Below are 24665 nucleotides of genomic sequence, written 5' to 3' on the forward strand. Positions count from 1 at the left end.
GTCAATTCAACCGTAACTTTTAGGTGCTACCTACCCGATTACCTACGCATTTATACGGATCATTCCCGACCATGTTCAATGTGCTTGGCTGCATCTTCTATCAGCACAACATCGCGCTTGTGGGGCTCGCAGCTCTCGTTTGTCTGTTTGGATCGGCCGTCACCCTGCGGCTGTTGCGGCGTTGTGTGCGTGCGCAAGGCACGCAGCGTCTCGGGTGGCAATTTCTGGCCGCCGTTGCCGGTGGTGGCGGTGTATGGACCACGCACTTCGTTGCAATGCTGGCGTACGAGCCGACCGCTCCGGTCTCGTTTGATCCGGCTCTGACACTCATTTCGCTGGTGATCGCGATTGTCGGGCTGTTTGTCAGTTTCGTGGTCAGCGGCCTCGGTAGCGGAAAGATCCTGACCGGCATGGGTGGGGCTCTCGTCGGAATTTCGTTTGCGGCGATGCATTACACCGGGATGTTCGCCTACCGGATCACAGGACTCGTCGAGTGGGACTTCGGCTACATCGTCGCGTCCGTCCTTTTGTCTGTTGTCCTGTCCGCTGCCGCGATCACCTTGATCTGGCGCACCTACCTGGGCTCTCGTCGGTATTGGGTTGCCGTTGCCCTGATGGTGACCGGGATCGTAAGCCTGCATTTCACCGGCATGACCGCGTTGCGGATCATCCCGATGTCGCAGAATTTCACGGAGGTCGATAGCGGTGCTGCCCTTGCCCTTGCGTTGGCGATTGCCGTTGTTGCCCTGCTGGTTGTCGGCACCGGGCTGACGAGCTTCCTGATCGACAACAACGTGCGAGCGATATCCAGGCGGCAACTGCACCATGTTGCCGCGCATGACGCACTCACGGGCTTGCCGAACCGCACGAGCTTCCAGAGACAGCTTGCCGGAAATCTCGATGGCTATTTGAACCCCGGCAAGAAACTGGCGGTGATCGGGATCGATCTGAACCGCTTCAAGGAAATCAACGACACCTTTGGCCACGCTGCCGGTGACGAGGTTCTGCGCATCCTGGCCCGGCGCATGGAGCAGATCCTGCGCGATGATGAATTCATCGCCCGCCTCGGAGGCGACGAATTCGCAGCCATCAAGCCTTTCAGCGACAGGGATGAAATCCTGTCTTTTGCGAAACGGATAGAGAGCGTTTTCAGCCGTCCGATCGAAATAGGTGCCATGGACGGCATCGTTGGCGCGAGCCTCGGGGCCGCGATCTGGCCTGACGATGCCCAGACGCCGGACGAACTGGTCAACAATGCCGACCTTGCCATGTATCACGCCAAGCATGGGTTTCTCGAAACGATCTGTTTTTACGATGCCAACATCGGTGCAACGGTTCGAAACAGGCGGCAACTGGCAGAAGATTTGAGACGCGCGCTGGAGCGGGGCGAGCTCGAGATCCATTATCAGGTGCAGATGTCGCTGAATTCCAGCCAGGGCATCCGCGGGTATGAGGCCCTGCTTCGCTGGACCCATCCGGTAATCGGCCCGATTTCACCGTCCGAGTTCATTCCCGTTGCCGAGGAAAACGGGTTGATCGCTTCCCTAGGAGCGTGGGTACTCAACAAGGCCTGCGAGGACGCATCGCGATGGGAACCGGCTTACCGGGTTGCCGTGAACGTTTCCGCCGTACAGTTCATGGACACCAACCTGCCACGGCTGGTGCATGAAGCCCTGGTGACGACCGGACTTTCACCGCACCGCCTGGAACTGGAGCTTACGGAAACCGCCCTTGTGAAAGACAAGGCCCGTTCGCTGCACATCATGCGCCAGATCAAGGATCTGGGCGTCGGTCTTGCGCTGGATGACTTCGGCACAGGCTATTCTTCGCTTGAAACCCTGCGGACCTTTCCCTTCGACAAGATCAAGCTCGACAGGGCGTTTGTTGGCGAAATGGAACAGGACCGCCAGTCCAAGGCGATCGTGCGCGCCGTTCTGGCTCTCGGAAAGAGCCTGGACATTCCGGTGCTGGCTGAGGGCATTGAGACTGAAGAGCAGATGGAGATCCTGCAACAGGAAGGCTGCGACGAAGGCCAGGGCTTTCTGCTGGGGCGTCCATCGCAGGTCGATCGCCTGATCCAGCACGGCGGCCCCGTGCAAAACGAGGCGCGCAAACAGTCTCAACCATCACGCAAGACGGCAGCTTCGAAGTGTGAGCCTGTCGACGATAAAGACGATGGCTCGGCTTCCCTGCGTTCGCATCTTGCCGCACGCAGTTGAGGCAGGGCAGCGGTCTTGTCATCAGGGTTGCAAGCGGCGTATCGAGATGCCGGGACGGGTTACCCAGCAGGTTTTTCCTGTGTCAGGTCCTTTTCAAACGCGATCAGGCACAAGAGCGCGCACAGTTTGATGAGGCAGGGAACGCCCGCATAAGTGAGGCTGAGCAGAAAGCCGAGTTGTGCTGTGAGGGCAGTTCCCGGCTGATACCCGAACAGGCCCAACAAAGGCAGCGTGAGGCCGGTGGCAAGGGCGAGTCCGGACTTGGACAAGAACGCCATAATCGCAAAAAGGCGCGAAGCCTCCCCCTGGCGCCGGTCCGTGTCGATATGGTCGGCCAATATGGCGGGTGGCAAGGCAAGGTCGGCGCCTAGCGCAAGGCCGGACAGGGCACAGACAAACGCATAGGCTGTCAGATCTCCCTCTCCCAGAAGAGCGGCCCAGCAGAACGTGAAGATGGCGCCGGCCAGTGACATTTGCCACGCCCGCACCTTGCCGAAATGTCGGGCAAGCCGGGTCCAGAGTGGCATCGAGATGACGCCTGACAGGAAGTAGACCAGCAGAAACAGCCCTGTGTAGCTCTCGGCCCCCAGTCTGTCGCGGATGAAGAACAGCACCAGGACGGCGGGGATCGCGCTTGCTAAAATATTGACAAACAGCAGTCCGAAAAACAGACGCCTCCAGCGGCTCCGCAACAGGGTCCACCAGCCCATTACCGGACCAGCTGTTTGCGGGTTTTCAAGGGGTGCCGACCGCATCCATCGTAACAGCAGCCACAAGGAGATCGCCAAAAGTGGCAGATAGCCAAGCGTCACATAGAGAAATGCCGTTTCGATGCCGGTCCGTGTTGCCAGTGCGGCGGGCAGGACCGACGCAATGAGGAGACCGGCAAGACCGAACCCTTCCCGTGCCGCCGTTACCGGAGTCCTGTCGGAGGCACTGGTTTTCCAGAGACCGCCCAGTGTCTGGTAGTTGATGGTGACGACCGAATATCCTGTGGTGCAGATGAGCACGGAGGCAGCAAACCAGACAAGCGGTGCCTCCTTCCAGGGATGAAACAGCATCCAGAAGCCCACGCCAAGCAGGATTGCGCCAAGTGCCAGAACAGTCCCGCGCCACTGGTGAAACCGGTCGCTGAGGCTGCCAATGAAAGGATCCTGGATGGCGTCGAACAGGCGCAGGGCAAGAAGAATGGCGCCGAGCGTCGCCACGGGTTGCTGCAATGTAACGGCATAAAAATCCGGAGCGTGCAGGTAGATCGGCAAACCGGCAAATGCCAGGGGAAACGCCATGACCCCATAGGTCGCAAGGCCGGAAAGCGTCACGCTTCCTGTATCACCGGATTTTTTTGGCAGAGCCGCAGCGTCGTCCGACAATCGTGTCGTCACGAACCGGACCCGACCAGTTGCGCACGCAACTGAGGATCACGCGTGTTGTTGCCCAGCCAGATAGCGAAGAACTTCTTCGTGAATGCCGAGTCGGAGATCGTGCCGAGCTTCTGGTTGCCGAGATAGAACTCGGCCTTGCCGCTGCTGGTGCGTACACCCGTAATCGATTGTCCGGGGGAGACATTTGGAAACAGGGCTTCCATCTGGGTTTGCCACTTGGCAAGCTGAGCATCCGAGACGCCGCCCTGCCGGCGGATTTCCTTGACCGAGCTTTCAGCGATCTGCTTGCCCTTGAAGGTGCGCAGATAGGTGAGCTTCAAGGCAAAAGGGGCGGACGGGCTATAGGTGCCTTGCGGGGCATAGAGTTCCGCGTCAAACACCTTGAAGCCGAGGAAGGTCATCCGGCCCTTGCCAACCAGTTCGGCAGACGGAAGCAGCCTGGCCGCTGAACCCAGGTCGGCGAAGGCCGCGCCGGCAGGTGCTGCAACAGCGAATGCCAGGGCGAGCGCGAAAGCGAACCTGCGCCACCGGAACCCTTGTGTCTTCAAATCAGGAAACATCGAACAACCCTCCGCAGATCTTGTCGTGTACCCAGCCTGAAAGGATCTACGGGGGAACCGCGTTGCCGGATTAGTGAAAGCAACCTTCTTTCGGAAAACCGCCACAGAGGAAACGGCCTGCTTTTCATCTCGCGGCTGTCTGGCGTCAAAACCACGGCTCTATGTGCGATACGGTCTCATCATGTCTCGCCTGCTGTTTTTTCTCGAAACAGTGGCAAGATTTCCAGCTGTCATGTTTTCTTCGATTTCGCGATGCAGTATAGTAAGGGAAAGCATGGGCCTGCTGCGGACGCTGCGTCACTCAAGATGACGGCATCGGGAGCGGATCGGGTCTGGCAGCATGCAGCCGGTGAAATTCTCCGGCACAATTTCCATTTCTCAGGTGAGACCGCATCGTGCGGAACCTTAGGCGTCAGCTTGGACGATTGTCATGAGTGAGATCGATTTCAAACCGAAACTGAAGCAAAAGACGAAGGTGCAGCGGCCAAAGCTCTACAAGGTGATGCTGCTGAACGACGACTATACGCCGCGGGAATTTGTCGTCCTGATCCTGAAGGCGGAGTTCCGTCTGGATGAGTCCCAGGCTGAGGTCGTGATGATGACAGCGCACCAGAAGGGGATCTGTGTTGTCTCCGTCTATCCGCGAGACGTCGCCGAAACCAAGGCTACGCGCGCTATCGATGCTGCGGTTCAGCTTGGCTATCCGCTGCAGTTCACCGTTGAGCCTGAGTGAAACTACGGTCGGCTAAATTCCTTCGTCAATTGTCATCGTCCATGCAGGCTTAGCCGCGCGCTCTGCCGGCAGAAACGATCTTCTTGTGTCAGGTAATTGACAAAAAAGAGCTATTTGTCTTGGGGAGACTGCCGGGTCGTAACTTGTTCTCGCCAAATGCCGGCCCGGGACGCTGTGCTGCTCAGACTGCGTTTCACCCTTGCACACCCTCATGCCGGAGGTGACTGGCACGAAATCTGCTGAATATGCAATCAAACGCTGCATATATCAGGATTTGTGCCAATATGGAACATTGTGCAAAGACAGTTGCTCCGAAACAGAACATTTCCTTTCGCAAGATCGTTGTAACCGGTGGCCTGGGTTTTATCGGGTCCAAGGTTTTCAGACGTGTTGCAAGGATGGCGAATGTCGCCGAGACGGTGATCCTGGACCGGGTCTCCTACGCGGCTGATTTTCGCCGCCTGGCACCCATCGGTGAAGCGGGAGATCTTCCCGTCATTCGCGGAGACATCCGCTCGCCGATCGATGTGGCTGCTGCGCTGTATGAATGCGACGCCGTGATCCATCTGGCGGCAGAAACCCATGTGCCGCGGTCGTTCGCCGACCCGGAACTCTTCTTTGACGTCAATGTGACCGGCACTGAAGCCCTTCTGAAAGGCGCACAGGACGCCGGCGTGAAGCATTTCATTCATGTCAGCACGGACGAAGTCTACGGTCCTGCAATGGAGGAGGCTCGCGAAACCGCTCCGATGCGGCCGACGACACCCTACGCGACATCCAAGGCCATGGCTGAGGAAGCCGTCATGATGGCTGCGCAAAATGGCCTCAGGTCAACGATCCTGAGACCGACCAATGCTGTTGGCACCGGACAGAACCCGGAAAAGCTGTTTCCGCGTTTCGTCATGCAGGCACTGAAGGGCCAGAAGCTGACGATTGAAGGCACAGGGGCCCAGGAACGCAGTTTTCTGCCCGTCAGCGATCTCGCCGCCGCTATCGGTCTGGTGCTCAACACACAGGACGAACAGGCGCTCGAGATCTTCAACGTTTCCGGGGAAGAGGACTTGTCTGTGCTTGAGGTGGCGCGGCGGGTTTGCGAAATAACCGGCGTTTCCACCGGTCTTCATTTCATTCGGGATCGTGTAACCAACGATGCGGCTTACCGGATCGACGACAGCCGCCTGCGGTCTCTCGGGTACCGACAGAAGAGCTCAGTCGATCAGGAGCTGCGCGCGATTTACCGCGAAATGCGGGCCCGTGTCCGTCGCTTTGCCGACGAAGAAAGGTTCTGATGCTGAGCCTGCCGACAGAAGCTGCGCTTCCGCCGATCCGCTTTCATGCGCCGCATATTCCACCCGCAACTTACGATGCGGTGGCATCGGCGCTCAGCAGCAAACATCTGCGCTCCGGCGGGAGTTATAGCCGGAAGGCGAAGGCGCTGGTGAGCCAGCATGTTGGCCATGACCGTGTGTTCCTGACCAATTCCTGCACGTCCGCACTTGAAATTTCGGCCCTTGCGCTGGATCTGGGGCCGGAAGACGAGGTCATCGTTCCTTCGTACACCTTCTGCGCAACAGCGACGGCCTTTGCCCGCAAGGGAGCGCGGATCGTGCTGGCCGACATTGATCCGGCAACGATGATGGTAACGCCGGAAACACTGGAGGCACGGCTGACAAGCCGGACCAGAGCTGTCGTCGTTGTGCATTATGGCGGCGCGGCAGCTCCAATGGCGGCAATCAAGGATCTGTGCGATCGGCACGGGGTCGTCATTCTGGAAGATGCGGCCCAGGCCTTCGGCGCCAAGCAGGATGGCCGGGCCGTTGGGACGTGCGGTCTGTTTGCCGCCTATTCCTTCCATGAAACCAAGATCATCAGCGCCGGGCACGGCGGCGCGCTGGTATTGAACAGCGACAATTCCCACCTGCGCGAGCGTGTTGAAGAGCTGTTGGCGCGGGGCACGAACTTTCCCGCCTTCGCAAGGGGCGAAGTCAACCACTATGAATGGACCTCGGTTTCTTCGAGCTTCGAAATGCCGGACCTGAATGCTGCCTTGCTTTACAGCCAGCTGGTGCATTCAAGAGAGATCCTCCTGAAAAGCCGCGCGATCTGGGCGTACTACGAAAAGTCCCTGCGGGAACTGCCGATCGAGATCCTGCGGCCAGGCAAGGGTACAAAGGCAAATGGCTATTCCTTTGCCTTTCTCGCAAAGGACCGGGAAACGACATACCGGATATTGCAGGGGGCTGCCCGAATGGGGCTTGGTTTGCAGTCCCACTACAAGCCGCTGCATCTTTCCAGCTTTGCCGGGCGGACTCTGGCGGGAAGCTGCCTTGGAGCGGAACACACGTGGGGCCGGCTGGTGCGTCTACCGGTGCACATGGACCTGAGCACGGGTGATGCAGCCCGGATCTGCGAGTTCCTCAAAGTTGAACTTGGCTGAAGCGATCAGTTACTCCCGATTTTCAGCCGAGACCGCCCGGTGCAGCAGAGTGGCCAGGGTCTTCATTGCAAGCTGCGTATGGGACATGAAACCGGCCTGTTCGAAATAAGCGGTATCGCGCGCGAGCCGTTCGGGCAGGATTTCGCGTGCATAGACATCTTCGGCGTCGTTCGCGCCTTCGATCCGGTTCAAATTGGTCAGGGCCCACAGGGTGCCCGGGCTGATCAGGCCGGGCAGGAACAACAGCGATCTTCGCATCTCATCGTCATAGTAGCGGGCGACAATGCCAGGGTCTTCCGGTCTCGGCCCGAAGAAGGCCATCTCCCCCGATAGGATGTTGAACAGCTGCGGCAGTTCGTCGAGCTTGGTGTTCCGCAGGAAACTGCCGATGGGGGTGATACGGTCGTCCCGCACCTCGGTTATCGCGCTTGCGTCGCTCGTGCCGGGGCGCATGGTCCGGAATTTCACCATCGCAAAGGTACCACCGCCCAGACCGGTTCGCCGGGCGATGAAAAACGGCGCCTTCCGATCACCAAGCCAGACGAGAAGGGCGATGCCGGCCAGAACCGGCGACAGCAGGATCAACAAAACGGCGGCGAATACCTTGCTCATCAAATCGTCATTGTACAGGGATGTCGCTGAAATACGCCCGGTGCGCCCGGACATTCTGCCGGAAACGCGGCAGGAAAACGGTCTTTGAAAAACGAGGCCCCGGACTTGGATAGCCGGGGCCTGATCTGCTCGTGGTATCTGTGGCCGGATGACAAATGCCGGACAGAGGGCTGCGTCAGTCGCGCAGCTTGACGATCTTGTCGTCGCCGCCGTTCGGGGTGTTGTCGTCCGGACCGTCGTCGTCGGATCCGTCGCCGTCAATGTCGATCGGCTCGAATTCGTTCGAAAGCGGCTCGGTAATGCCAAGCTCGGCAGCCGGATCGTAGCCTTCGGTCAGTCCGAGTTCTTCGGCCGGACCGCGGCCTTCCATTGCCATCTGATAGTTCACGATGACCGACTTCAGCTGGACGATCTGCTCGTTAGCAGTGTCGACCTGGATCTTGTAACGCTGCAGACGCTTGTTCTCTTCGATCAGGTCTTCCAGATTGTCGGCGTATTTCTGGTTCTGGTTGCGCTGGTGGTTCAGGTCCGTCAGGGCCGAGTTGTAGCGCAGGTTCAGTTCACGCAGCTTGGCGGTGGTCGCCATCAGCTCGTTGCGGTCTTTTTCGTGGTTCTTCTGCGCACTGTCGAGCAGATGTTCGATTTCCTGCATGCGCTTGAGAAGATCGCGGCTGCGTTCCTTCAGCGTGGAGTTCTCGCGCGCCATCTCCTGCAGAGACTGGGCGCCGATACGGCGCTGGGACGAGAGGTTTTCGATTTCCGCGTTCAGCGCATAGACCTCGTTGTCGTGCTTGCGCTGTTCTTCCTCAAGCCGGCTTTTCGCGTAGGCCAGTTCCTGATTTGCAACATCCAGATGAGACTTGAGGTCGATGTTGTCGTTGCGGAATTCACCGACTTCGCGCTTGACCGCTTCCAGCTCGCTAGTGACCTGGTTGTTCTTGCGGATTTCATCTTCCAGCAGCTTGGCGCTTTCGGACAAGTTCTGCTGCAGTTCCTTTTCGCGGTGACGAACCGCTTCCAGATCGGAACCGAGGCTCTCGGCATGTTTTTCCAGCGTCTCGAACTTGGCCTTGAGGTCGTTGAGCTTGCCGGAGAGATCAGACACCTGGGAATTGGCTTCCACGAGCTTGGCGCTCTGCAGCCGGTATTCCTCGTTGACCTTCTTGTTGTTGTCGCGAATGGAGACGATGTCGTTACGGGCGGTTTCCAGCGCCGTGCGGGTCTCGGTTGCACGCTTGCGCAGGGAATGGACTTCGGCCTGGGCATCTTCCAGCTGGGTTGTGAGCGTCCGGACCTTGTGTTCGGCGTCAAGCAGGTCGGTGGAGATCTTGGCGTTTTCGGATTTCAGCCGGACCTCGGTTTCCACAGTTGTCCGGGAGCCTTCAAGGTATTCGGCCATCAGGCGGATCGACGTCTGGCTTTCCGCAGCAAACGCAGCCATCTGTTCGAAGGTCTGGTTCAGACCGCCGATGCGGGACTTGAGCCCGTCCAGATGGTTCATCTTTTCCTGCATTTTCAGGGCGAACGGGGAAAGATGCTCGATATTGCTCTTTTCAGGAGCCTGCGCGGTTTCCTGAATTTCGCTTGCCTCTTTCACGGTCTCGACCCGCTGCTCCTGGTCACCGCCGGGGCGCGAGGATTTCGAGAAAATGCCCATTCCTGTCTCCTGACTTTCCCGCCGGCGCCGCCCGGCGAAAGATACGCAAAACTTTAACTCTTTATTAACCCATAAGCGCTGGCGGTTTCAACGACTCAGGGCAAGCTGACCGCAGAATACAGTGTGAAGTGTTACCCTCAAAAGACAGATATCCCCGGCATTTTAACGGATTTGCACCTATGGTTAACAAGTGTGGCGGGTTGCAACGGGCCGCACATGCCGCAAAGACTGTTTGCGGGCCGTTTCGAAGTGGGAAGGAGAGAGGGCATGACACCCGCTTATCTGATCTTCATGACCTTCATGACGCTGGCATTTCTCCTGATGATTGCCGGCTATGTGAGCGCTCTTCTGTTCATCAAGCGTCTCAACCTTCTGGAGGAGGCTGCGTTTTCGCCGCTGAAGGGCGTTGGCATGTGGAAACGGATGTTCACGTCTGGCGGGTTTGGTGACGAAGCTGAACCCGGACGCCGACGCATCGCGCGGCTCTATTTTCTGGCGCTGGCGGCTTTCGCGATTGCCATTGTCCTGCTTTTCGTTCTGCCGGCGGTCCCCCGTTAAATCCGGGCCGGGTTGTCTCAATCTTCACTGATTGCAGTTGACGTCACTAGCCGTATCCGCCGAAATGCCAGGGATTTCTGAAAGTTTCCGCGGAGACAGATATGCGTATTTTCCAAAAGACATTCCTGTTGGGTCTTGCTCTCTTTTTCTTTTCGTACCTCCCTGCCACTGCCTATCAGGTCTTTCACACCTACAGGATTGCAGGCAGCGATATTCTGGCTGTTGCTGAAGGAAACCATGTCGATGAAGACCCGCTTGTCCTGTCCCTGAAGCTCGACATCGGCAGTGGGGAAACAACCGATCTGGCGATCGAGACAGACGGCGACATTGAAGAATGCAAGCTCCAGCTTGAAACCATCATGGGATCGCACTCGGCCTATGCGGAAATCGTCGTCGACATGAATGCCCAGACCATGAACGGCGTCCTGATGGTCCAGTGTGCAGTCTTTCATGGGCTGTTTCCGGAGAAGCAATAGGTCCGCCCAAAGCATCAATCGACCGCCATTCCAGATCGGCTCTCGGCTTGCACCTCGCTTGTCTGGAATAATGGTGGTGCTCCGGGGTGAAGGTTCCATTCAGCCCCTCCCGCGAAAGCTCTAATCCCCCATCTCGTCGATCGTCCAGCTCAGGGGCCAGCCCTCGGGCGGGCCGGTGATGCCGTCGCAGTCGGTCTTTTCGAGATATTCCATCAGGGTGTAGTTGCCGCTTTCCGCTTCGATCTCGTGGCGCTCGAAGGTGCCGCAGTCGTAGTTGGGCGAATGGTAGGTGGTGCCCGTCACCTGGCCGCTGCCCGGGTCGTAGAACAGATTGTTGACCAAGGCATGGTTGGGCTGGTTGAAGCCGGGGGGTGTCTCGAACTCCTTCCACTCGTCCAGCGACGGATCGAAGGGAACATGCATCGCCATGTAGTAAGGCACGTTAAGGTCGGCCATCTGACAGGGAACGACCCAGGTCTCCACGTCGCCTTCCGCGTAGTATTGCGCGCCGAAGGCGGGCACCGTTTCCGCAAGCTGACAACCCAGCGTGCGGTAGCCCATCATCTGGATCTCGTCCGGAAGCTCGCTGACCGTATAGACCTGACCAATCCCGCCGCGGTTGACGCCGCTGTTGCTGGTCTCCTGAGATGGCATGATCGGTGGCGGCAGATCGTCGACGGGTGCCTCGGCAACCGTTTCGGCTGGTGCCGGAGACGGGGCGGGAGCAGGCTGTGCCGGTGACGGGGATGAAGCGGCGGCTGCGGCAATGCCGGTGGCTTTGGCAGAAGGCAAACCTCCCCAGGCCACAATGGCGTCCTGCCGGCCGATGCGGCCCTGCACTTCATCCATTTTCAGGAGTGCATGGGTGATGCCGACGAGGGAGACTTCGTAGGTGATCGTGCCCGCGCTACCGCCAAATTCGATCTGGATCGAAGCGTCCTGGCCGAGGCGCAGGTTTTCGATCAGGTCCCGGTCGGCGTCACCGCCGAAGGTCATCTCATTGCCGGTGTAGACCTTTGCAGCCTTGCCGAAGAAACCGACATTGTCCTCGTCGCCTTCGATTTCGATCCGGGCGCGCATGCCGGTTTCGAGTGGCGTTTTCGGCCTTAGGGTTACAAAGACCTGCGCGTCTGCCTTGGCGCTGCGTTCCACCTTAAGCCTGAACGCTTCGTCATTGGAACCGGTGCCTTCGGTTTCGGCAATGCAGTAGGTCTTCTCGTTGCAACGTAGCGACCAGTCGCCGAATTCGGTTCTCGCGAATTCGGCTGCCGCCGGCCCGGCAAGGACCAGCGCGAGCGATGAAAATGCAAGTATTTGTTTTGTCATGTCAGCCCCCTCTGACAATGCCGGCTGGTCGCCGGCCCCACCCCACCATGACCCTGTGCGACCGCAAGTCAATCGGGCGAAAGACGGATGTACGGAAAGTCGAGGTGACGCGAGGGCACAACCGCATCCGCGAAAATGACGTTGGAACAAAAGCTCCGGTCACTTGTTTTCCTTCGAGTGTTCCAGGCCGTGATCGGTTCGGGAAAGTTCGTTGGGGGGGCGAGAGGATGAAAAGAATGACGTCGAGATTGCTTCGAAATTCAACGGCCATGGCGCTTGTCCTGGCGATCGGCCTGCCACTGCAGCCGGGCCTGCCACGTGCTCAGGAGACGACCGTCGATTGTGCGGCCAATCCGGATCAGGAAGCCTGCAAGAACCAGGAAGCCGCACCTGCGGAAGAAGCGCCAGCCACTGACGCGCCTGCCGAAGAAGCCCCCGCCGCAGAAGCACCTGCTACGGAAGCTCCTGCCGCGGAAGCTCCGGCTGAAGAAGCCCCTGCCGAGCCGGCACCTGAAGAAGGTGCGGTGGAAGAAACTGCCCCCGAAGCTGCTCAGGAAACCCAGGCGGAAGAGCCGGCGCCTGCCGCTACTGAGCCCGTCGCGACGGAAGATGCGCAGCCTGAGGCGAAACCGACAGCCCCCGTGGAAGAGGCAGCTCCCGCCGAGAAACCCGCCGCTCCGGTTGAAGAAACCGCACCGGTGGAAAAACCCCTGACCACAGAAGAAACGACCGCGCCGGAGGCCAAACCGGAAGCGCCTGCCGAAGAAGCTGCGCCCGCGGAAGAGACCGCGGCCGAGCCGGCATCCGAACAACCGGTGGAAGAGCAACCGGCTGATGCCGTGGAAAGCGCTGAACCGCAGGCGGAAGAACAGCCGGCGGATGCCGTTTCGACTGAAGCGCCTGCGGCCGAGGAACCCACTGCGCAGGAGAGCACCGAGAAGAGTGCCGAGGAAACCGCCCCAGCAGAGCAGGCAGTGGAAGAAACCGCTACCGATGAAGCTGGTGCCGATCAGAAAACAGCGGAACAGCCGCAGGCTTCTGAAGAGATCGCACCTGCTGTCGCCCCGGTCGAAGCCACCGCGGCAGATGAAACCGTGACCGAAGAGCCGGGTGAGCCGATCGCGGCTCAGGCGGCCGCACCGGCGGAGGAACCGGCGGCCGTCGTCTCGGACGACGTCACGGAAGCGCAGCGCGCCGAGATCAAGGCGAAGGAAGAACGCCGCCGTGATGAAGCCCGCGACCGCAGGCTGGAACTGCTTGGTGCCGCGGCTGTTGGTGTCGGCGTCGGTATGCTGATCCCGGCCCTTGGCGGCAAGGTGGTCGAGGATCAGGGTGACCGTATCATCGTCGAGCGGGACGGCGAATATTTCGTGCGCAAGGACGAAAGCAGCCTGTTGCGCTATGGTGATGACGAATTCCACGCCGAACGCCTGCGTGGCGGCCGCACGCGCGAAACCGTCACCCGCACCAACGGCGTGAAGATCATCACCATCCGCGACGAGGGCGGCTATGTGCTTTACCGCTCACGCCTTCTGCCGGATGGCCGCGAATATGTGCTGATCGACAATCGCGAATACAACCACCGTCGCCGTAACTACGACCGCGAACTGCCGCCGCTGGAAGTTGGCATCCCGCGCGATCGTTACATCGTTCCGGCGGGCCGGGCGAACTATGACGAGATCTACCAGACCTTCACTGCGCCGCCGGTGGAACAGGTGGAACAGGCCTATTCCCTGCGCGACATTCGTGAAAACGAACGCCTGCGCGACAAGGTGCGCCGGGTGGATCTCGACACGATCACCTTCGACACCGGCAGCGCCGTGGTGCGCCAGAGCCAGGTTCCGCAACTTGAGGACATCGCCCGCGCATCCCAGGCCCTGATCGATCAGGACCCGACGACGGTGCTGTTGATCGAAGGTCACACGGATGCTGTCGGCTCCGCTGTTTCCAACCTTGCCCTTTCAGACCGCCGTGCTGAAACCGTCGCCCGTATTCTGGCGGACATTTATGGCGTGTCGCCGGAGAACATGGTCGTTCAGGGCTATGGCGAGGACTATCTGAAGGTCGATACGCAAGGCGCTGAAGAGCGCAACCGCCGCGTGACGATCCGCAACATCACGCCGCTTTTGAGCGCGCGCAGGTAACAGGATAGCGGCGCGGCGCCAAGTTTATTGGCGCCGCGTTTCCTGCCACGAACCGGGCCCGGGACAGGAAGACCTCGTCAGATGTGGGAAGGCATCATCCTTGCCATAACTGACATTGACAATTTCTGACGACCCGGCTCATGTGGCCGCACAGATCGGTCCGCGCCGGCATTCTCCGGGTGGTCCGGGATTGATACGATCCTCCTGGCCGATCCTCCATAGGCGAGCGGCCCGAACGACAGAACCATTTTCGAAGGTCTTCATGCGACTGACACCCCCTTCCATTATCGTTTTCCTGATTTCTCTGGCCCTTTTCGTTGTCGCGGTACTCCCCATGCTGGGCGTCGCCATCCCCAGCGTCGGCGTTTCCACCGTCCACCTGCTGATCGGTTCCTGGGCCGTGCTGGCCGCCGGCGTGCTGTTCAAGGGCATCTGAACGGCTCAGATCTCGTAAGAAGATGAGCGAGCTATGCTCGCGCTGACGCGCTGGTTTCCGGATCAGCGTGCAGCCTTGCTGCACTTGTCCGGAATGACGGTGCGTGTGGCCTGGGAATGGTAACCCTGACGATAGATCCGTTGGTAAAGCCAGCCCGCCGACCGCCTCAGCCTTAGGGCTCCAGAGGCCTAAGGAAACAGGGGGGGCTCTCATCCCCACCCGTCATTCCGGACAAGCGTAGCGCAGCTACGCGCCGATCCGGAACCCAGACATATTTCATGCCAAAGGCATGAACTTGTTTCTTGCAAGGCCAGCCGATGCACGGAATAGTCGCACCATGCCCGCTGCCGTCTACATTCTCGCCTCGAACCGCAACGGCACGCTCTATATCGGCGTGACTTCCAACCTCCCGCGCCGCCTCTACGAGCACCAGAACGGCCTGATCGACGGCTTCTCCAAGACCTACGGGGTTACCAGGCTCGTTCATGCAGAACGGTTTGAACGGATGGATGAGGCAATCCTTCGGGAAAAACAGCTGAAGAAATGGCGGCGCAGCTGGAAGATTGACCTCATCGAACGCAGTAATCCGGAATGGCTGGACCTATCGTCGTCGGCGCTCTTGTAAAGCGCTACGCAGACCGCTCGGTTTTCCTGGATACCCGCAGCCTCAACCCCACCCACCCGTCCTCCCGGACAAGTTCGGCAACGCCGAACGCAGATCCGGGACCCAGACATAATCTGCGCCGCAGGCGTGCTGATTTCCTATGGATAAGGTGACTGAGGTGCGAGCTTCGCTCGCGCTGATGCGCTGGGTTCCGGATCGTCGCGCAGCTTCGCTGCGCTTGTCCGGAATGACTGTGGGGAGGAGAGATCTGCTGGTTTCGTAAGGTCTGACGAGCTGGACCTATCGTCGTCGGCGCTTTTGTAAAGCGCCACGCAGCCCCCTTGGATTTCCTGGATACCCGCAGACTCAGCCCCACCCACCGGTCATCCCGGACAAGTGCGGCAACGCCGAACGCAGATCCGGGATCCAGACATAATCTGCGCCAGAGGCGCACTCATTTCCCATGGAGAAGGTGACTAAGGAGCGAGCTGCGCTCGCGCTGATGCGCTGGGTTCCGGATCGGCGCGCAGCTTCGCTGCACTTGTCCGGAATGACGTTGGGGAGGAGAGGTTTGCCAGTTCGCCAAGGCATCACGAACAGGAGGCGTTAGCGTCGTAGGACTGGTCTCGCCGCCGAGCTTATCGTCAAAGACACCTGTCCCTAGCTCCACCCACCCGTCCTCCCGGACAAGTGAGGCAACGCCGAACGCAGATCCGGGATCCAGACATAATCTGCGCCACAGGCGCGCTCATTTCCCATGGAGAGGGGACTAAGGTGCGAGCTCCGCTCGCGCTGATGCGCTGGGTTCCGGAACGTCGCGCAGCTTCTCTGCGCTTGTCCGGAATGACGGAGTTGACGAAAGGCTTTGGTCGCCTCGCAGCTTCAGGCTTCCACCGTCATTGCAGGGCTCGACCCTGCAATCTATGCCGTGTCTGTTCGACAATCGAAGCTTCTGTGTTGGGCTCCGTCAGGGAGTGGGATGACGACAAAGCAGGTCGATGCGATCAATCCAAGCCTCGTCATCCCGGTCCGTCGAGCCTTTGAATACCCTCCAGCGGGGGGATCTCTTTACCGTCCCGGACGCCCACTCTTCTTCGGTCGTCCGCGGTTGCGCTTCTCCTCTGCGGGGTCTTCGTAGGATCCCGCGCCGATCTTTGCCCGCACCAGCGGTTTGACCGGGTCTGACGAGCCGAGGGGGACTTCCGTGCGGCCGACGGTCATTTCGTCGAGGGTGTTCTTGCGCACCTTGGCGCTGGGGGCGGGCAAGGCGTTTCGGTCCTTGGCGGCCTGGGCCTTGTCGCGGGCGGTCTGTTTCTTTTTGCCGCTCGCGCCTTCCTTGGTGCCGCCGGCGCCGAACTTGCGGTCGCCCTTGTAGCCGCCGGTCTTGCCGTCGACGTCGGACTGGCGGGCCATGGCGTCGTCGGCGACGGCGAGTTCGGTTGCCTGCAGGCGCTTGATCTCGTCGCGCAGGCGGGCTGCCGTCTCGAAGTCGAGATCGGCGGCGGCATCGCGCATCTGCTTTTCCAGATCCTCGATATGGGCCTTGAGGTTGTGGCCGACGAGGTTGCCTTCCTCTGCGAAGCCGGCATCGATGGTGACGTGGTCCTGCTCGTAGACGCTTTCCAGAATGTCGCCGATGGAGCGGCGGACGCTTTCCGGGGTGATGCCGTTTTCCTCGTTGTAGGCGAGCTGCTTTTCGCGGCGCCGGTTGGTTTCGGCGATCGCCCGTTCCATGGAACCGGTCATGTTGTCGGCGTAGAGGATGACCTTGCCGTCGACGTTACGCGCCGCGCGGCCGATGGTCTGGATCAGCGATGTTTCGGAGCGCAGGAAACCTTCCTTGTCCGCATCCAGGATCGCGACCAGCGCGCATTCGGGAATGTCGAGGCCTTCGCGCAGCAGGTTGATGCCGACCAGCACGTCGAAGGCGCCGAGGCGCAGGTCGCGCAGGATCTCGATGCGTTCCAGCGTGTCGATGTCGGAGTGCATGTAACGCACGCGTACGCCGTTTTCATGCAGATATTCCGTCAGATCCTCGGCCATGCGCTTGGTAAGCGTGGTCACCAGCGTGCGGTAGCCTTTCTGGGCCACTTCGCGCACTTCGCCCAGAAGGTCATCCACCTGGCTGGTAGCCGGGCGGATTTCCACCGGTGGATCGATCAGCCCAGTCGGGCGGATGACCTGCTCGGCAAAGACACCGCCGGACTGGTCCATCTCCCAGGAACCGGGAGTTGCCGACACCGCGATGGACTGCGGCCGCATGGCGTTCCACTCCTCGAAGCGCAGCGGACGGTTGTCCATGCACGACGGCAGGCGGAAGCCGTATTCGGCGAGCGTCGCCTTGCGGCGGAAGTCGCCCCGGTACATGGCACCGATCTGCGGGATCGTGACGTGGCTCTCGTCGGCGAAGACGATGGCGTTGTCCGGCAGATATTCGAACAGGGTGGGGGGGGGCTCGCCCGGCTTGCGGCCGGTGAGATAGCGGGAATAATTCTCGATGCCGGCGCAGGAGCCGGTGGCTTCCAGCATTTCCAGATCGAACATGGTGCGCTGTTCCAGCCGCTGAGCCTCCAGCAGGCGGCCGTGCTGGTTCAGCTCCTCAAGCCGGTGCTTGAGTTCGTCCTTGATCGACTTGATTGCCTGGTTGAGCGTCGGCTTGGGCGTGACATAGTGCGAGTTGGCGTAGATCTTGACGCTTTTCAGCTCGCCCGACTTCTGTCCCGTGAGCGGATCGAACTCGGTGATCGACTCGATCTCGTCACCGAACATGGAAATGCGCCACGCCGTGTCCTCGTAGTGGGCCGGGAACAGCTCGATGGTGTCGCCGCGCACCCGGAAGGTGCCGCGCTGGAAAGCGGCATCGTTGCGCTTGTATTGAAGAGCCACAAGATCGGCGATCAGCTGGCGCTGGTCCATACGCTCGCCAACCTCGATGGCAAAGGTCATGGCGGTGTAGGTTTCGACCGAGCCGATACCGTAGATACAGGACACCGAGGCGACGATGATGACGTCGTCGCGCTCCAGCAGCGAGCGGGTTGCGGAGTGGCGCATCCGGTCGATCTGCTCGTTGATCGAGCTTTCCTTCTCGATATAGGTGTCCGTGCGCGGCACATAGGCTTCCGGCTGGTAGTAGTCGTAGTAGGAAACGAAATACTCGACCGCGTTGTCCGGGAAGAACGACTTGAATTCGCCGTAGAGCTGGGCCGCCAGCGTCTTGTTGGGTGCCAGGATCAACGCCGGACGCTGGGTACGGGAAATCACCTGCGCCATGGTGTAGGTCTTGCCCGAGCCGGTGACACCGAGCAGAACCTGCGTCTGGTCGCCGTTTTCCATGCCTTCCACCAGGTCGGCAATGGCGGTCGGCTGGTCGCCCTTGGGCTCATAGGCGGATTTCAGAACGATCGGCACGCCGCCTTCGGACTTTTCCGGGCGCTCCGGCCGATGCGGCACCCAGAGCTCGCCGTTCTTGTGCAGGGGGTTACCGCTTTCGATCAACGCGGACAGCGCTTCGACGGTCGCCGTGGCACCCTGGTTGCCGGTCAGCTCACCGTACTTGCTTTCCTTGTTCTTCTTCTTGTTGTCTTTCTGGTGCTGCTTGAGCTGCTTTTCGAGGTTTTCGGCCTCTTCCAGCGACATGTCGAGACCGGCCACCGGGTTGAGGCCGCCTGCCGCGCGTTCGCGGGCGCTGTCTGCCTTGCCGATGGAGGTGCCGCGTGACGACTTGGTTGGCTTTTCCCTTTTCGCACTCACGGTGGCACCGGCCTTGCGGCCTGACTTCCGTGACGCTGCACCGTCGGTCCGATCCTCTTTTCCCTCACCAGCGCTCCGGGGGGCTGCCTTCCTGGGCTCCGGCTTGTCTGCTTCCTGCGATATTTCCGCTGCCCAATCACTGATCGATCCGGACAGGGGCGTTCCCGAAAGTGACTTCTGGGGCGCTTCGCCGAAGCCGTCAGCAGAGGTCGTGTCGTCGGAGGAGGATTTGGTCGGGCGCTTGCTCATGGCCGCAATATGGTCCGGTTGCGCGCGTGAGGAAAGGGGGTGGTTGCGGGTTTGTTCCGCTTTTTGCCACTTCCTGTCAGTCTCCTGACATAAGGGTGTCAGGAAGTCCGCCGACAGGCAGTGGTCGGTGGATGATGATCAGAAAAAAATCGGCCCGCGAAGGGCAGGTGGTGCGGGCCGATGGAAAAGTTGGACATTGGCCGTTTGATGGGGCCTTGGCCAGTATCGGGCTGGCGTTCGCCCTGTCCGGATAGTGAGAATGACAGGGCGAGATGCCGGGCAGTTCAGTTCACGACCTGGAGTGCGGTCACCAGGCGGTCGCCGGACACTGTTGTCGTGAAGGTGATCAGGACTTCCGATCCGATCATCAGATCTTGCGAACTGAGCGTATCGGTCAGAAGAAACCTGGACCCGTCTTCTAGGGAAAACAGGCCTTCGAAGGGATCGATGGACAGGATCGTACCTGCGATTTCATCTGCGAGCGCGGACCGAAGGCCGTGCGGGGGCAAAGTCAGCAACAACGGCGCCGTCGCAATCGCGATGAGCCATTTTGGCATTCACGTCTCCTTGTGCAAAAGGGGCGTCAGGATCCGGTCTCGGGGGCTTCGCGGATCCTGGAAAATGAAGGCGGCGCACCGTCAGCCTCCGTCAGGCCGAGGCAGTTTCGTGGCGCAGTGGCATGACGCTGGCTTAGGGCTGAACCTCTATGGAGAGGATCGAGTCGACGCCGTTTTCCGAGCCATTGTAGTGAATGGTGACAGTCTTTCCCGCAGCCAGGGTGTCCGGCACAGCGACGGAGCTGGAAATTGTCTGGAACTGTGTCTTGTCGCTCAGAACAAGCGTACGAGTTGCCGGGTTCCAGGTCTCTACGGAAGCGGTCACGCTGTCGGCAGCTGCGGGCGCCAGGCCGGCAGCAAGGAAGGCAGCACCAAGGACAAAGCCGCGAATGGCCATTGCAGATATCCTTTCAAGGACAGAGATGTTTGAAGGTGCAGTGGTTTCGCGGCCATGACGGCTTGTTGCCAATGTCATGACGGCTTGGGTTCTCTATCCATCTCATGCCTTGGGAAGTCCAAAAGCACTGCCTGGTGAGTGGCTTACGCGGGACGCGCTTGACCCTGCTGACGTGGATTCAGCGCTTGGATTGCGGCGGAAATTTGTTCGAAATCAGGGGTGCAAAAAATATTGTCTGGCCAGGTTTCCGGCAGGGCTTTGAGCGCCTTTTCGGCAGGATTTTCGCCACGTTTGGGCGCGTTGGAAGCCCAGGCACACGCGCCGGAAAATACACCTTCAAAGGGTGATGTGCCCACGTGAGGCTGTTGTTTCTCTTTGTAAATCTTTTGCGTGCTGCGTAGTTTGCTGAATATTCGGGGTTTCGGTCTCGTGCTATAATCGGCTCCATCAGATCACAAGCAGACAAGCTGCATCTTGCGCGGAGGAGGCGAAAGATGAGACTGAGAACTATTGTTGAAATCACGCTGCTGACCGGCATGTTTTACGCGGTTACCCCGGCAGGAGCCGATCCGCTGGACCTGACCCATCAGCCGGATCTGACAGCAGCGAAAGTTGTTCTTGCAAGTCTGGATGGCGGGCTTGAAGTGCCGCCGATGCCCAACATGTCGCCGCGCCTTTCCGGCGCCGTGGAACTGCCGGGGTCATCGTCTGACAAGGGCCCGTTGATGCAGGTTGCCGGCCGTTGCGGTTCATCGGAGTATTACTGCGACTCGCCCGGTTTCCTTTATTGCTGCGGCAATTCATCGGATGGGTTCTACTGCGCAGCCGATGTCAACGGCTGCACGAAGTGACACCCGGTCGCGTCCGCCCACCCCACGGGCGGGCTAGCGGCAGTCGCAAACGGACATGCGTCCCTGCACGGTGGTACGCCACTGGCCGCTCCAGCTGAGACCGTTGCCAAAGCAGATGCCGGGGCATTTGCCCTGCGCATCGGCGTTGTTCCAGATCGGCCCGGCCTGGATTTCACGTCCCGGGCTGGCCTTCTCACACGCACAGACCGACATCTGCCCCTGTACCGTCGTATGCCACTGCCCATTCCAGCGCGCTGCCAGCCCGCCGCAGACACGCGGACATTTCGCCTGCGCGTCACCATTGTTCCAGATCGGCCCGGCTTCGACGTTGTAGGTCTGGGCAAGGGCGGTGGCGGGAAGGGCGAAAAGCACGCACAAGAACACAGCAAGACAGGCCGGCAATCGCATCGGGACCTCCGTAAACAGGCAATTCAAAGCAGTTTCCTGCACGAATCTGTCCCTGTCGACCGGGAACATCTCTTGAAAGGTAGTCTTGCTCAGGTTTCCCCCTTACAGGGAAGAGAAGAACAGCTTTTATATTTAGGGAGCAAGCTGAGGCCCTCACTACTCCGCTACAAATCTGTGGCATTCTTCATTGAATTTAAGACCTGTGCACTTTAGGCACGTGATGGATTGGTGATGAGCTACGGTCGTCTCGGTCTTAGTCCAAATCAAACTTTTTGGGCTGAAGGAATAATTTCGTCAAAGAACTTGCGAAACGAAATAACGGCAGATTTTCCTTTGTATACCCCAGACGGGGTGCCCTTGGATCCGCGCCTCATAAACTGTTCCGGGGCGACAATTGTTATCCCGGAAACTTCCATATCGCTAATAGTCTGATCGGTAATACTTCGATCCAAAGTAGCTAGAAAAATCGGAAGGCCAGTGCCTTCATTTAAGATCTGTTGCCATCTTTCTCGGAGCGTTGATTTTGCTGTTAGTATAAACGTAGATCTAGGATCCTTTTTGTAAGCCTCAAGAGATGGAAAAAGGAAATCAGGCTTTCGGTTGCCAATTTTTGCTTGAGCGGCGTAAGGGATTCTTGAATCTTGAAACACACGTTCAATGTGCAATTCGAATGCTCTTCCCATACGTGAGGCTCGGGCCCCTCTTAAACTTTTAAATAATTCGAGAATTTCAGGAAAACTTGAAACGATTGCATGTACCGTATCTCTTTGGTTTCTAAGGGTTGGTCGAGCTTGATCTAGTATTTGAACAAGTTGAGCGGATCTAAGGCGGAGTTCAAAGTGCTTGTATTTCTCGTACTGAGCGTCGCAGAGACCCAGAATCTCGTCTCCTGGGTTGCTCAGAGAGCCGTAGACATCAAAGGAATCTAAACCTCTCTCTTTAAGATACGCCGATTGTGTTTCTAACGCGAAATCTTTGCCTGAAGTGAGCAATGAAGATTGAATGAATTGCGGGAGTTGCTGGTCGATAAGCGCTTTGAGGATTAATTCCGCAAGTTCCTCGTCTGGTTGAGTTTTGGGAGGGCTAACGAGCCCATAGAGGAAGCCAGGTTGGAGGCCAAGTAATTCAAATGCATCATCGTAATCAGATGTTCCTGAAGGAATTACGATAGCCGTCCAGCAGGCTTTTGTAGCTCTACGGTTTTTAGGTTGTGAAACAACCAAAAGAGAAGATGGTCCAAGTGCGGAAAAAACTTCTTTTGGGAGTCTTGTGAAGTGAGCTTCAGGGCCTTTGTTTGAATAATGAACAAAGTTTGATTCTTTGGGTGTCGGATCGGCAGCTTGCGGCCAAACTGTCCACACTCCGGTGTCAAAAATGTGCGGTCGAGAGAGTTGAGCTGATTGGTCTGGAAAGAAGCCGGAAGTGCGAATCTCTGAAGGCACATAGAAACCGCCTTGTTTTCCTTTTCCCTTTTCGTTGCTTTTTCGGTCCGCCCACACATGGTCATTACGAGACAAGACCTTGCAAAAGAGAGGCTCATTCGTATTCTTTAAAATATCTGTCAAGTATTCAATAGGGGATGCTAACATTGGCCTCGAACTTCTAAGAAATAATCATCGGAATTAAGCCAAAGAGATATCTTGGTTAGAATATCTGCCAGCTTGAGGCGATCTCGACCTTTCAGCGAGCATTCCCAGATTACGCCGACACGCCAGTCTAAATCTTTCAATTTTTGAAATACTTCCCTATCTCGAGAAGCGTTGCGCAAAATTTTTTCCTGCCAGAAGTCTTTTCTTGTGCTTGGTATTTTGAAGAGGTGACAGTTGTGCCCGTGCCAAAAACAGCCGTTTATGAACAAAACAGCTTTATGTTTTGGAAAGACTAAATCCGGTTTGCCGGGTAATTCTTTCACATGTAACCGATATCTGTAGCCTGCCTTGTGAAGAAAATGGCGAATGGTCAATTCCGGTTTAGTATTCTTGCCTTTGATTCCCGACATCATCCGGGAGCGTGTTGCCTTGTCGACAATGTCGGCCACATTAAGCCGCCTTATCAGATTTTTCATTTCCAGCATTGGTAACAAAAGGGGCCATGTATTCAGCAACCGCCTTTACGACTGGTACACAAACCGAGTTTCCAAACTGTCGGTAAGCCTGAGTATCCGAAACTGGAATTTTGAAGTCCTGACTTCGCGGTCCTTCAAATCCCATTAAACGTGCGCACTCGCGCGGAGTTAGCCGTCTTGGATTGCCACTTTCTCTTTTGATCAATATTTCCGAGCCATCTTTATAGTATCTTGCGGAAAGTGTTCTGGCAATATCTCGTTTGTCTACTAAGCCGAAACCGAAACCATTTCCTTTTGCTTTGTGTTTTTCAGCGTAATTTTGTAAATACTCCCAAAGTTTATCAGTTAAAGTATACTTTTGAGATACACTGCCAATGTTACCATCTGTGTAATGTTTGTCAGGACCTTCTTCGCCGTTTTCTGGGTGTAAGATGTCGCCCAAAACTGGTTTCTTGTCTGTGCTTGGTATTTCAAAATTCTTGAATGAAAAGCCGCAGTCTTCCCTGAAACCGGCGATGAAGATGCGTTCTCTGTGCTGAGGCAGCCATGGCTTTGCATCAATAACTCTCCAGTCAACTTGATAGCAAAGTTCTTCCTCCAAGACGGTTCGTATTACCTCGAATGTGCGCCCCTTGTCGTGGCTAATCAAGTTTTTCACATTTTCGAGAAGAAATGCTTTTGGTCTATGGTGTGCAATTATTCGTTGCACGTCAAAAAACAGGGTGCCCTGAGTATCGCAGTTGAATCCGTGCGCTCTTCCGAGCGCATTTTTCTTCGATACACCTGCAATGGAGAATGGCTGGCAAGGGAAGCCAGCCAACAACACATCATGAGCCGGAACGTCTGAAGCTGCAATTTTGGTTATGTCGCCGGAAATCTCATGATCATCTTCGGGGAAATTGGCGCGATATGTCTTTTGACTGTATTTGTCCCATTCGCTAGTGAAAACGCACTTTCCACCAATTGCTTCGAAACCCAATCTAAGCCCGCCAATTCCGGCGAAAAGGTCGATGAAACGAAAAGCTGGCTCATGTGAGTTTGTCGCAATTGAGTCCGAAGCAAGCGAGAGGCCTTTTACAACCTGAAGATCGCGTGCTTTCGGTCTGGTCTCACCTTCTACGTACCTTCGAACCGTTCGTTCGCATACCCCAAGTTCGTGGGCTATCTCCGAAAGTGTCAGTCCGGTTTTCGCGACGAGTTCAGCAAATTCAGTCATGGCGGGCTCATGCTCTGGGAATCAT

22 protein-coding genes are annotated in these 24665 nt (G+C 57.9%); 10 read left to right on the forward strand and 12 right to left on the reverse strand.

Going from position 1 to position 24665, the window contains the following annotated elements; genetic code table 11:
• Positions 1 to 71: 71 nt before the first annotated feature.
• On the forward strand, positions 72 to 2219 hold the full coding sequence (locus ACP90_RS07730; protein ID WP_082809688.1) for a bifunctional diguanylate cyclase/phosphodiesterase: 2148 nt from the start codon (positions 72 to 74) through the stop codon (positions 2217 to 2219).
• A 59-nt stretch (positions 2220 to 2278) separates the two neighbouring features.
• Here ACP90_RS07730 and ACP90_RS07735 read toward each other — a convergent pair whose 3' ends face one another.
• The gene (locus ACP90_RS07735) at positions 2279 to 3604 is read right to left on the reverse strand and encodes an MFS transporter (RefSeq protein ID WP_208993483.1); all 1326 of its coding nucleotides are present in this window, start codon (positions 3602 to 3604) and stop codon (positions 2279 to 2281) included.
• Complete coding sequence (locus ACP90_RS07740; protein ID WP_062487731.1) at positions 3601 to 4164, reverse strand: chalcone isomerase family protein; 564 nt, start codon at positions 4162 to 4164, stop codon at positions 3601 to 3603. The genes ACP90_RS07735 and ACP90_RS07740 overlap by 4 nt, the downstream gene beginning before the upstream one ends.
• Positions 4165 to 4594: 430 nt before the next feature.
• On the opposite strand from ACP90_RS07740, the gene clpS reads away from it, so the two are divergent.
• The 3 genes from clpS to ACP90_RS07755 all read left to right on the forward strand — a co-directional run bounded on the left by clpS (position 4595) and on the right by ACP90_RS07755 (position 7334).
• Entirely contained in the window at positions 4595 to 4897 is a 303-nt protein-coding gene (gene clpS / locus ACP90_RS07745; protein WP_022998009.1) for an ATP-dependent Clp protease adapter ClpS, read from the forward strand.
• 284 nt (positions 4898 to 5181) lie between these two features.
• Positions 5182 to 6186, forward strand: coding sequence for an NAD-dependent epimerase/dehydratase family protein (locus ACP90_RS07750; protein ID WP_062487733.1), 1005 nt, complete (start codon positions 5182 to 5184; stop codon positions 6184 to 6186).
• On the forward strand, positions 6186 to 7334 hold the full coding sequence (locus ACP90_RS07755) for an aminotransferase class V-fold PLP-dependent enzyme (protein ID WP_062487734.1): 1149 nt from the start codon (positions 6186 to 6188) through the stop codon (positions 7332 to 7334). The genes ACP90_RS07750 and ACP90_RS07755 overlap by 1 nt, the downstream gene beginning before the upstream one ends.
• 9 nt (positions 7335 to 7343) lie before the next feature.
• Here the strand turns inward: ACP90_RS07755 and ACP90_RS07760 are convergent, their stop codons facing one another.
• Together ACP90_RS07760 and ACP90_RS07765 are read right to left on the reverse strand one after the other, a co-directional pair.
• Positions 7344 to 7946 carry a sugar transferase gene (locus tag ACP90_RS07760; RefSeq protein WP_158514163.1) on the reverse strand — a complete coding sequence of 201 codons (603 nt, stop codon included), beginning with the start codon at positions 7944 to 7946 and terminating at the stop codon, positions 7344 to 7346.
• A gap of 175 nt (positions 7947 to 8121) precedes the next feature.
• Positions 8122 to 9603, reverse strand: coding sequence for a hypothetical protein (locus tag ACP90_RS07765; RefSeq protein ID WP_022998005.1), 1482 nt, complete (start codon positions 9601 to 9603; stop codon positions 8122 to 8124).
• Positions 9604 to 9870: 267 nt separating this feature from the next.
• Between ACP90_RS07765 and ACP90_RS07770 the strand changes: the two genes are divergently transcribed.
• Both ACP90_RS07770 and ACP90_RS07775 read left to right on the forward strand, forming a co-directional pair.
• On the forward strand, positions 9871 to 10161 hold the full coding sequence (locus ACP90_RS07770; protein ID WP_062487737.1) for a hypothetical protein: 291 nt from the start codon (positions 9871 to 9873) through the stop codon (positions 10159 to 10161).
• Between the two features lie 101 nt (positions 10162 to 10262).
• A complete protein-coding gene (locus ACP90_RS07775) occupies positions 10263 to 10637 on the forward strand; it encodes a hypothetical protein (protein ID WP_062487738.1) in 375 nt (124 codons plus the stop codon).
• Positions 10638 to 10757: 120 nt separating this feature from the next.
• On the opposite strand, the gene ACP90_RS07780 is transcribed toward ACP90_RS07775, so the two are convergent.
• Positions 10758 to 11963: a DUF1176 domain-containing protein gene (locus ACP90_RS07780; RefSeq protein WP_062487740.1), complete on the reverse strand. Its 1206-nt coding sequence runs from the start codon at positions 11961 to 11963 to the stop codon at positions 10758 to 10760.
• A gap of 236 nt (positions 11964 to 12199) precedes the next feature.
• On the opposite strand from ACP90_RS07780, the gene ACP90_RS07785 reads away from it, so the two are divergent.
• From ACP90_RS07785 to ACP90_RS07790, 3 genes are all read left to right on the forward strand, one after another.
• Entirely contained in the window at positions 12200 to 14107 is a 1908-nt protein-coding gene (locus ACP90_RS07785; protein ID WP_145915726.1) for an OmpA family protein, read from the forward strand.
• A gap of 262 nt (positions 14108 to 14369) precedes the next feature.
• Entirely contained in the window at positions 14370 to 14543 is a 174-nt protein-coding gene (locus ACP90_RS28400) for a hypothetical protein (protein ID WP_158514164.1), read from the forward strand.
• A 337-nt stretch (positions 14544 to 14880) separates the two neighbouring features.
• Positions 14881 to 15168: a GIY-YIG nuclease family protein gene (locus ACP90_RS07790; RefSeq protein ID WP_055655763.1), complete on the forward strand. Its 288-nt coding sequence runs from the start codon at positions 14881 to 14883 to the stop codon at positions 15166 to 15168.
• Between the two features lie 1047 nt (positions 15169 to 16215).
• Here the strand turns inward: ACP90_RS07790 and uvrB are convergent.
• The 3 genes from uvrB to ACP90_RS07805 all read right to left on the reverse strand — a co-directional run bounded on the left by uvrB (position 16216) and on the right by ACP90_RS07805 (position 20100).
• Positions 16216 to 19146, reverse strand: coding sequence for an excinuclease ABC subunit UvrB (gene uvrB, locus ACP90_RS07795; RefSeq protein ID WP_062487744.1), 2931 nt, complete (start codon positions 19144 to 19146; stop codon positions 16216 to 16218).
• A gap of 284 nt (positions 19147 to 19430) precedes the next feature.
• Positions 19431 to 19703, reverse strand: a complete 273-nt coding sequence (locus ACP90_RS07800; RefSeq protein ID WP_022997996.1) for a DUF1344 domain-containing protein — start codon at positions 19701 to 19703, stop codon at positions 19431 to 19433.
• A gap of 133 nt (positions 19704 to 19836) precedes the next feature.
• Positions 19837 to 20100, reverse strand: coding sequence for a hypothetical protein (locus ACP90_RS07805; RefSeq protein ID WP_062487746.1), 264 nt, complete (start codon positions 20098 to 20100; stop codon positions 19837 to 19839).
• A gap of 494 nt (positions 20101 to 20594) precedes the next feature.
• Between ACP90_RS07805 and ACP90_RS07815 the strand changes: the two genes are divergently transcribed.
• Positions 20595 to 20951, forward strand: a complete 357-nt coding sequence (locus tag ACP90_RS07815; protein ID WP_062487748.1) for a hypothetical protein — start codon at positions 20595 to 20597, stop codon at positions 20949 to 20951.
• A gap of 33 nt (positions 20952 to 20984) precedes the next feature.
• Here the strand turns inward: ACP90_RS07815 and ACP90_RS07820 are convergent, their stop codons facing one another.
• From ACP90_RS07820 to dcm, 4 genes are all read right to left on the reverse strand, one after another.
• Positions 20985 to 21359, reverse strand: coding sequence for a mannan-binding lectin (locus ACP90_RS07820; protein WP_201030456.1), 375 nt, complete (start codon positions 21357 to 21359; stop codon positions 20985 to 20987).
• 263 nt (positions 21360 to 21622) lie between these two features.
• Positions 21623 to 22948, reverse strand: coding sequence for a type II restriction endonuclease (locus ACP90_RS27900; protein WP_082809690.1), 1326 nt, complete (start codon positions 22946 to 22948; stop codon positions 21623 to 21625).
• Positions 22942 to 23397 (reverse strand): very short patch repair endonuclease, encoded by a 456-nt coding sequence (locus ACP90_RS27905; protein ID WP_082809902.1) that lies wholly within the window; start codon positions 23395 to 23397, stop codon positions 22942 to 22944. The genes ACP90_RS27900 and ACP90_RS27905 overlap by 7 nt, the downstream gene beginning before the upstream one ends.
• 1 nt (position 23398) lies before the next feature.
• Positions 23399 to 24640: a DNA (cytosine-5-)-methyltransferase gene (dcm, locus tag ACP90_RS07830; protein WP_062487753.1), complete on the reverse strand. Its 1242-nt coding sequence runs from the start codon at positions 24638 to 24640 to the stop codon at positions 23399 to 23401.
• Positions 24641 to 24665 lie beyond the last annotated feature (25 nt).

The organism is Labrenzia sp. CP4 (assembly GCF_001579905.1).
Lineage (GTDB): Bacteria > Pseudomonadota > Alphaproteobacteria > Rhizobiales > Stappiaceae > Roseibium > Roseibium algicola.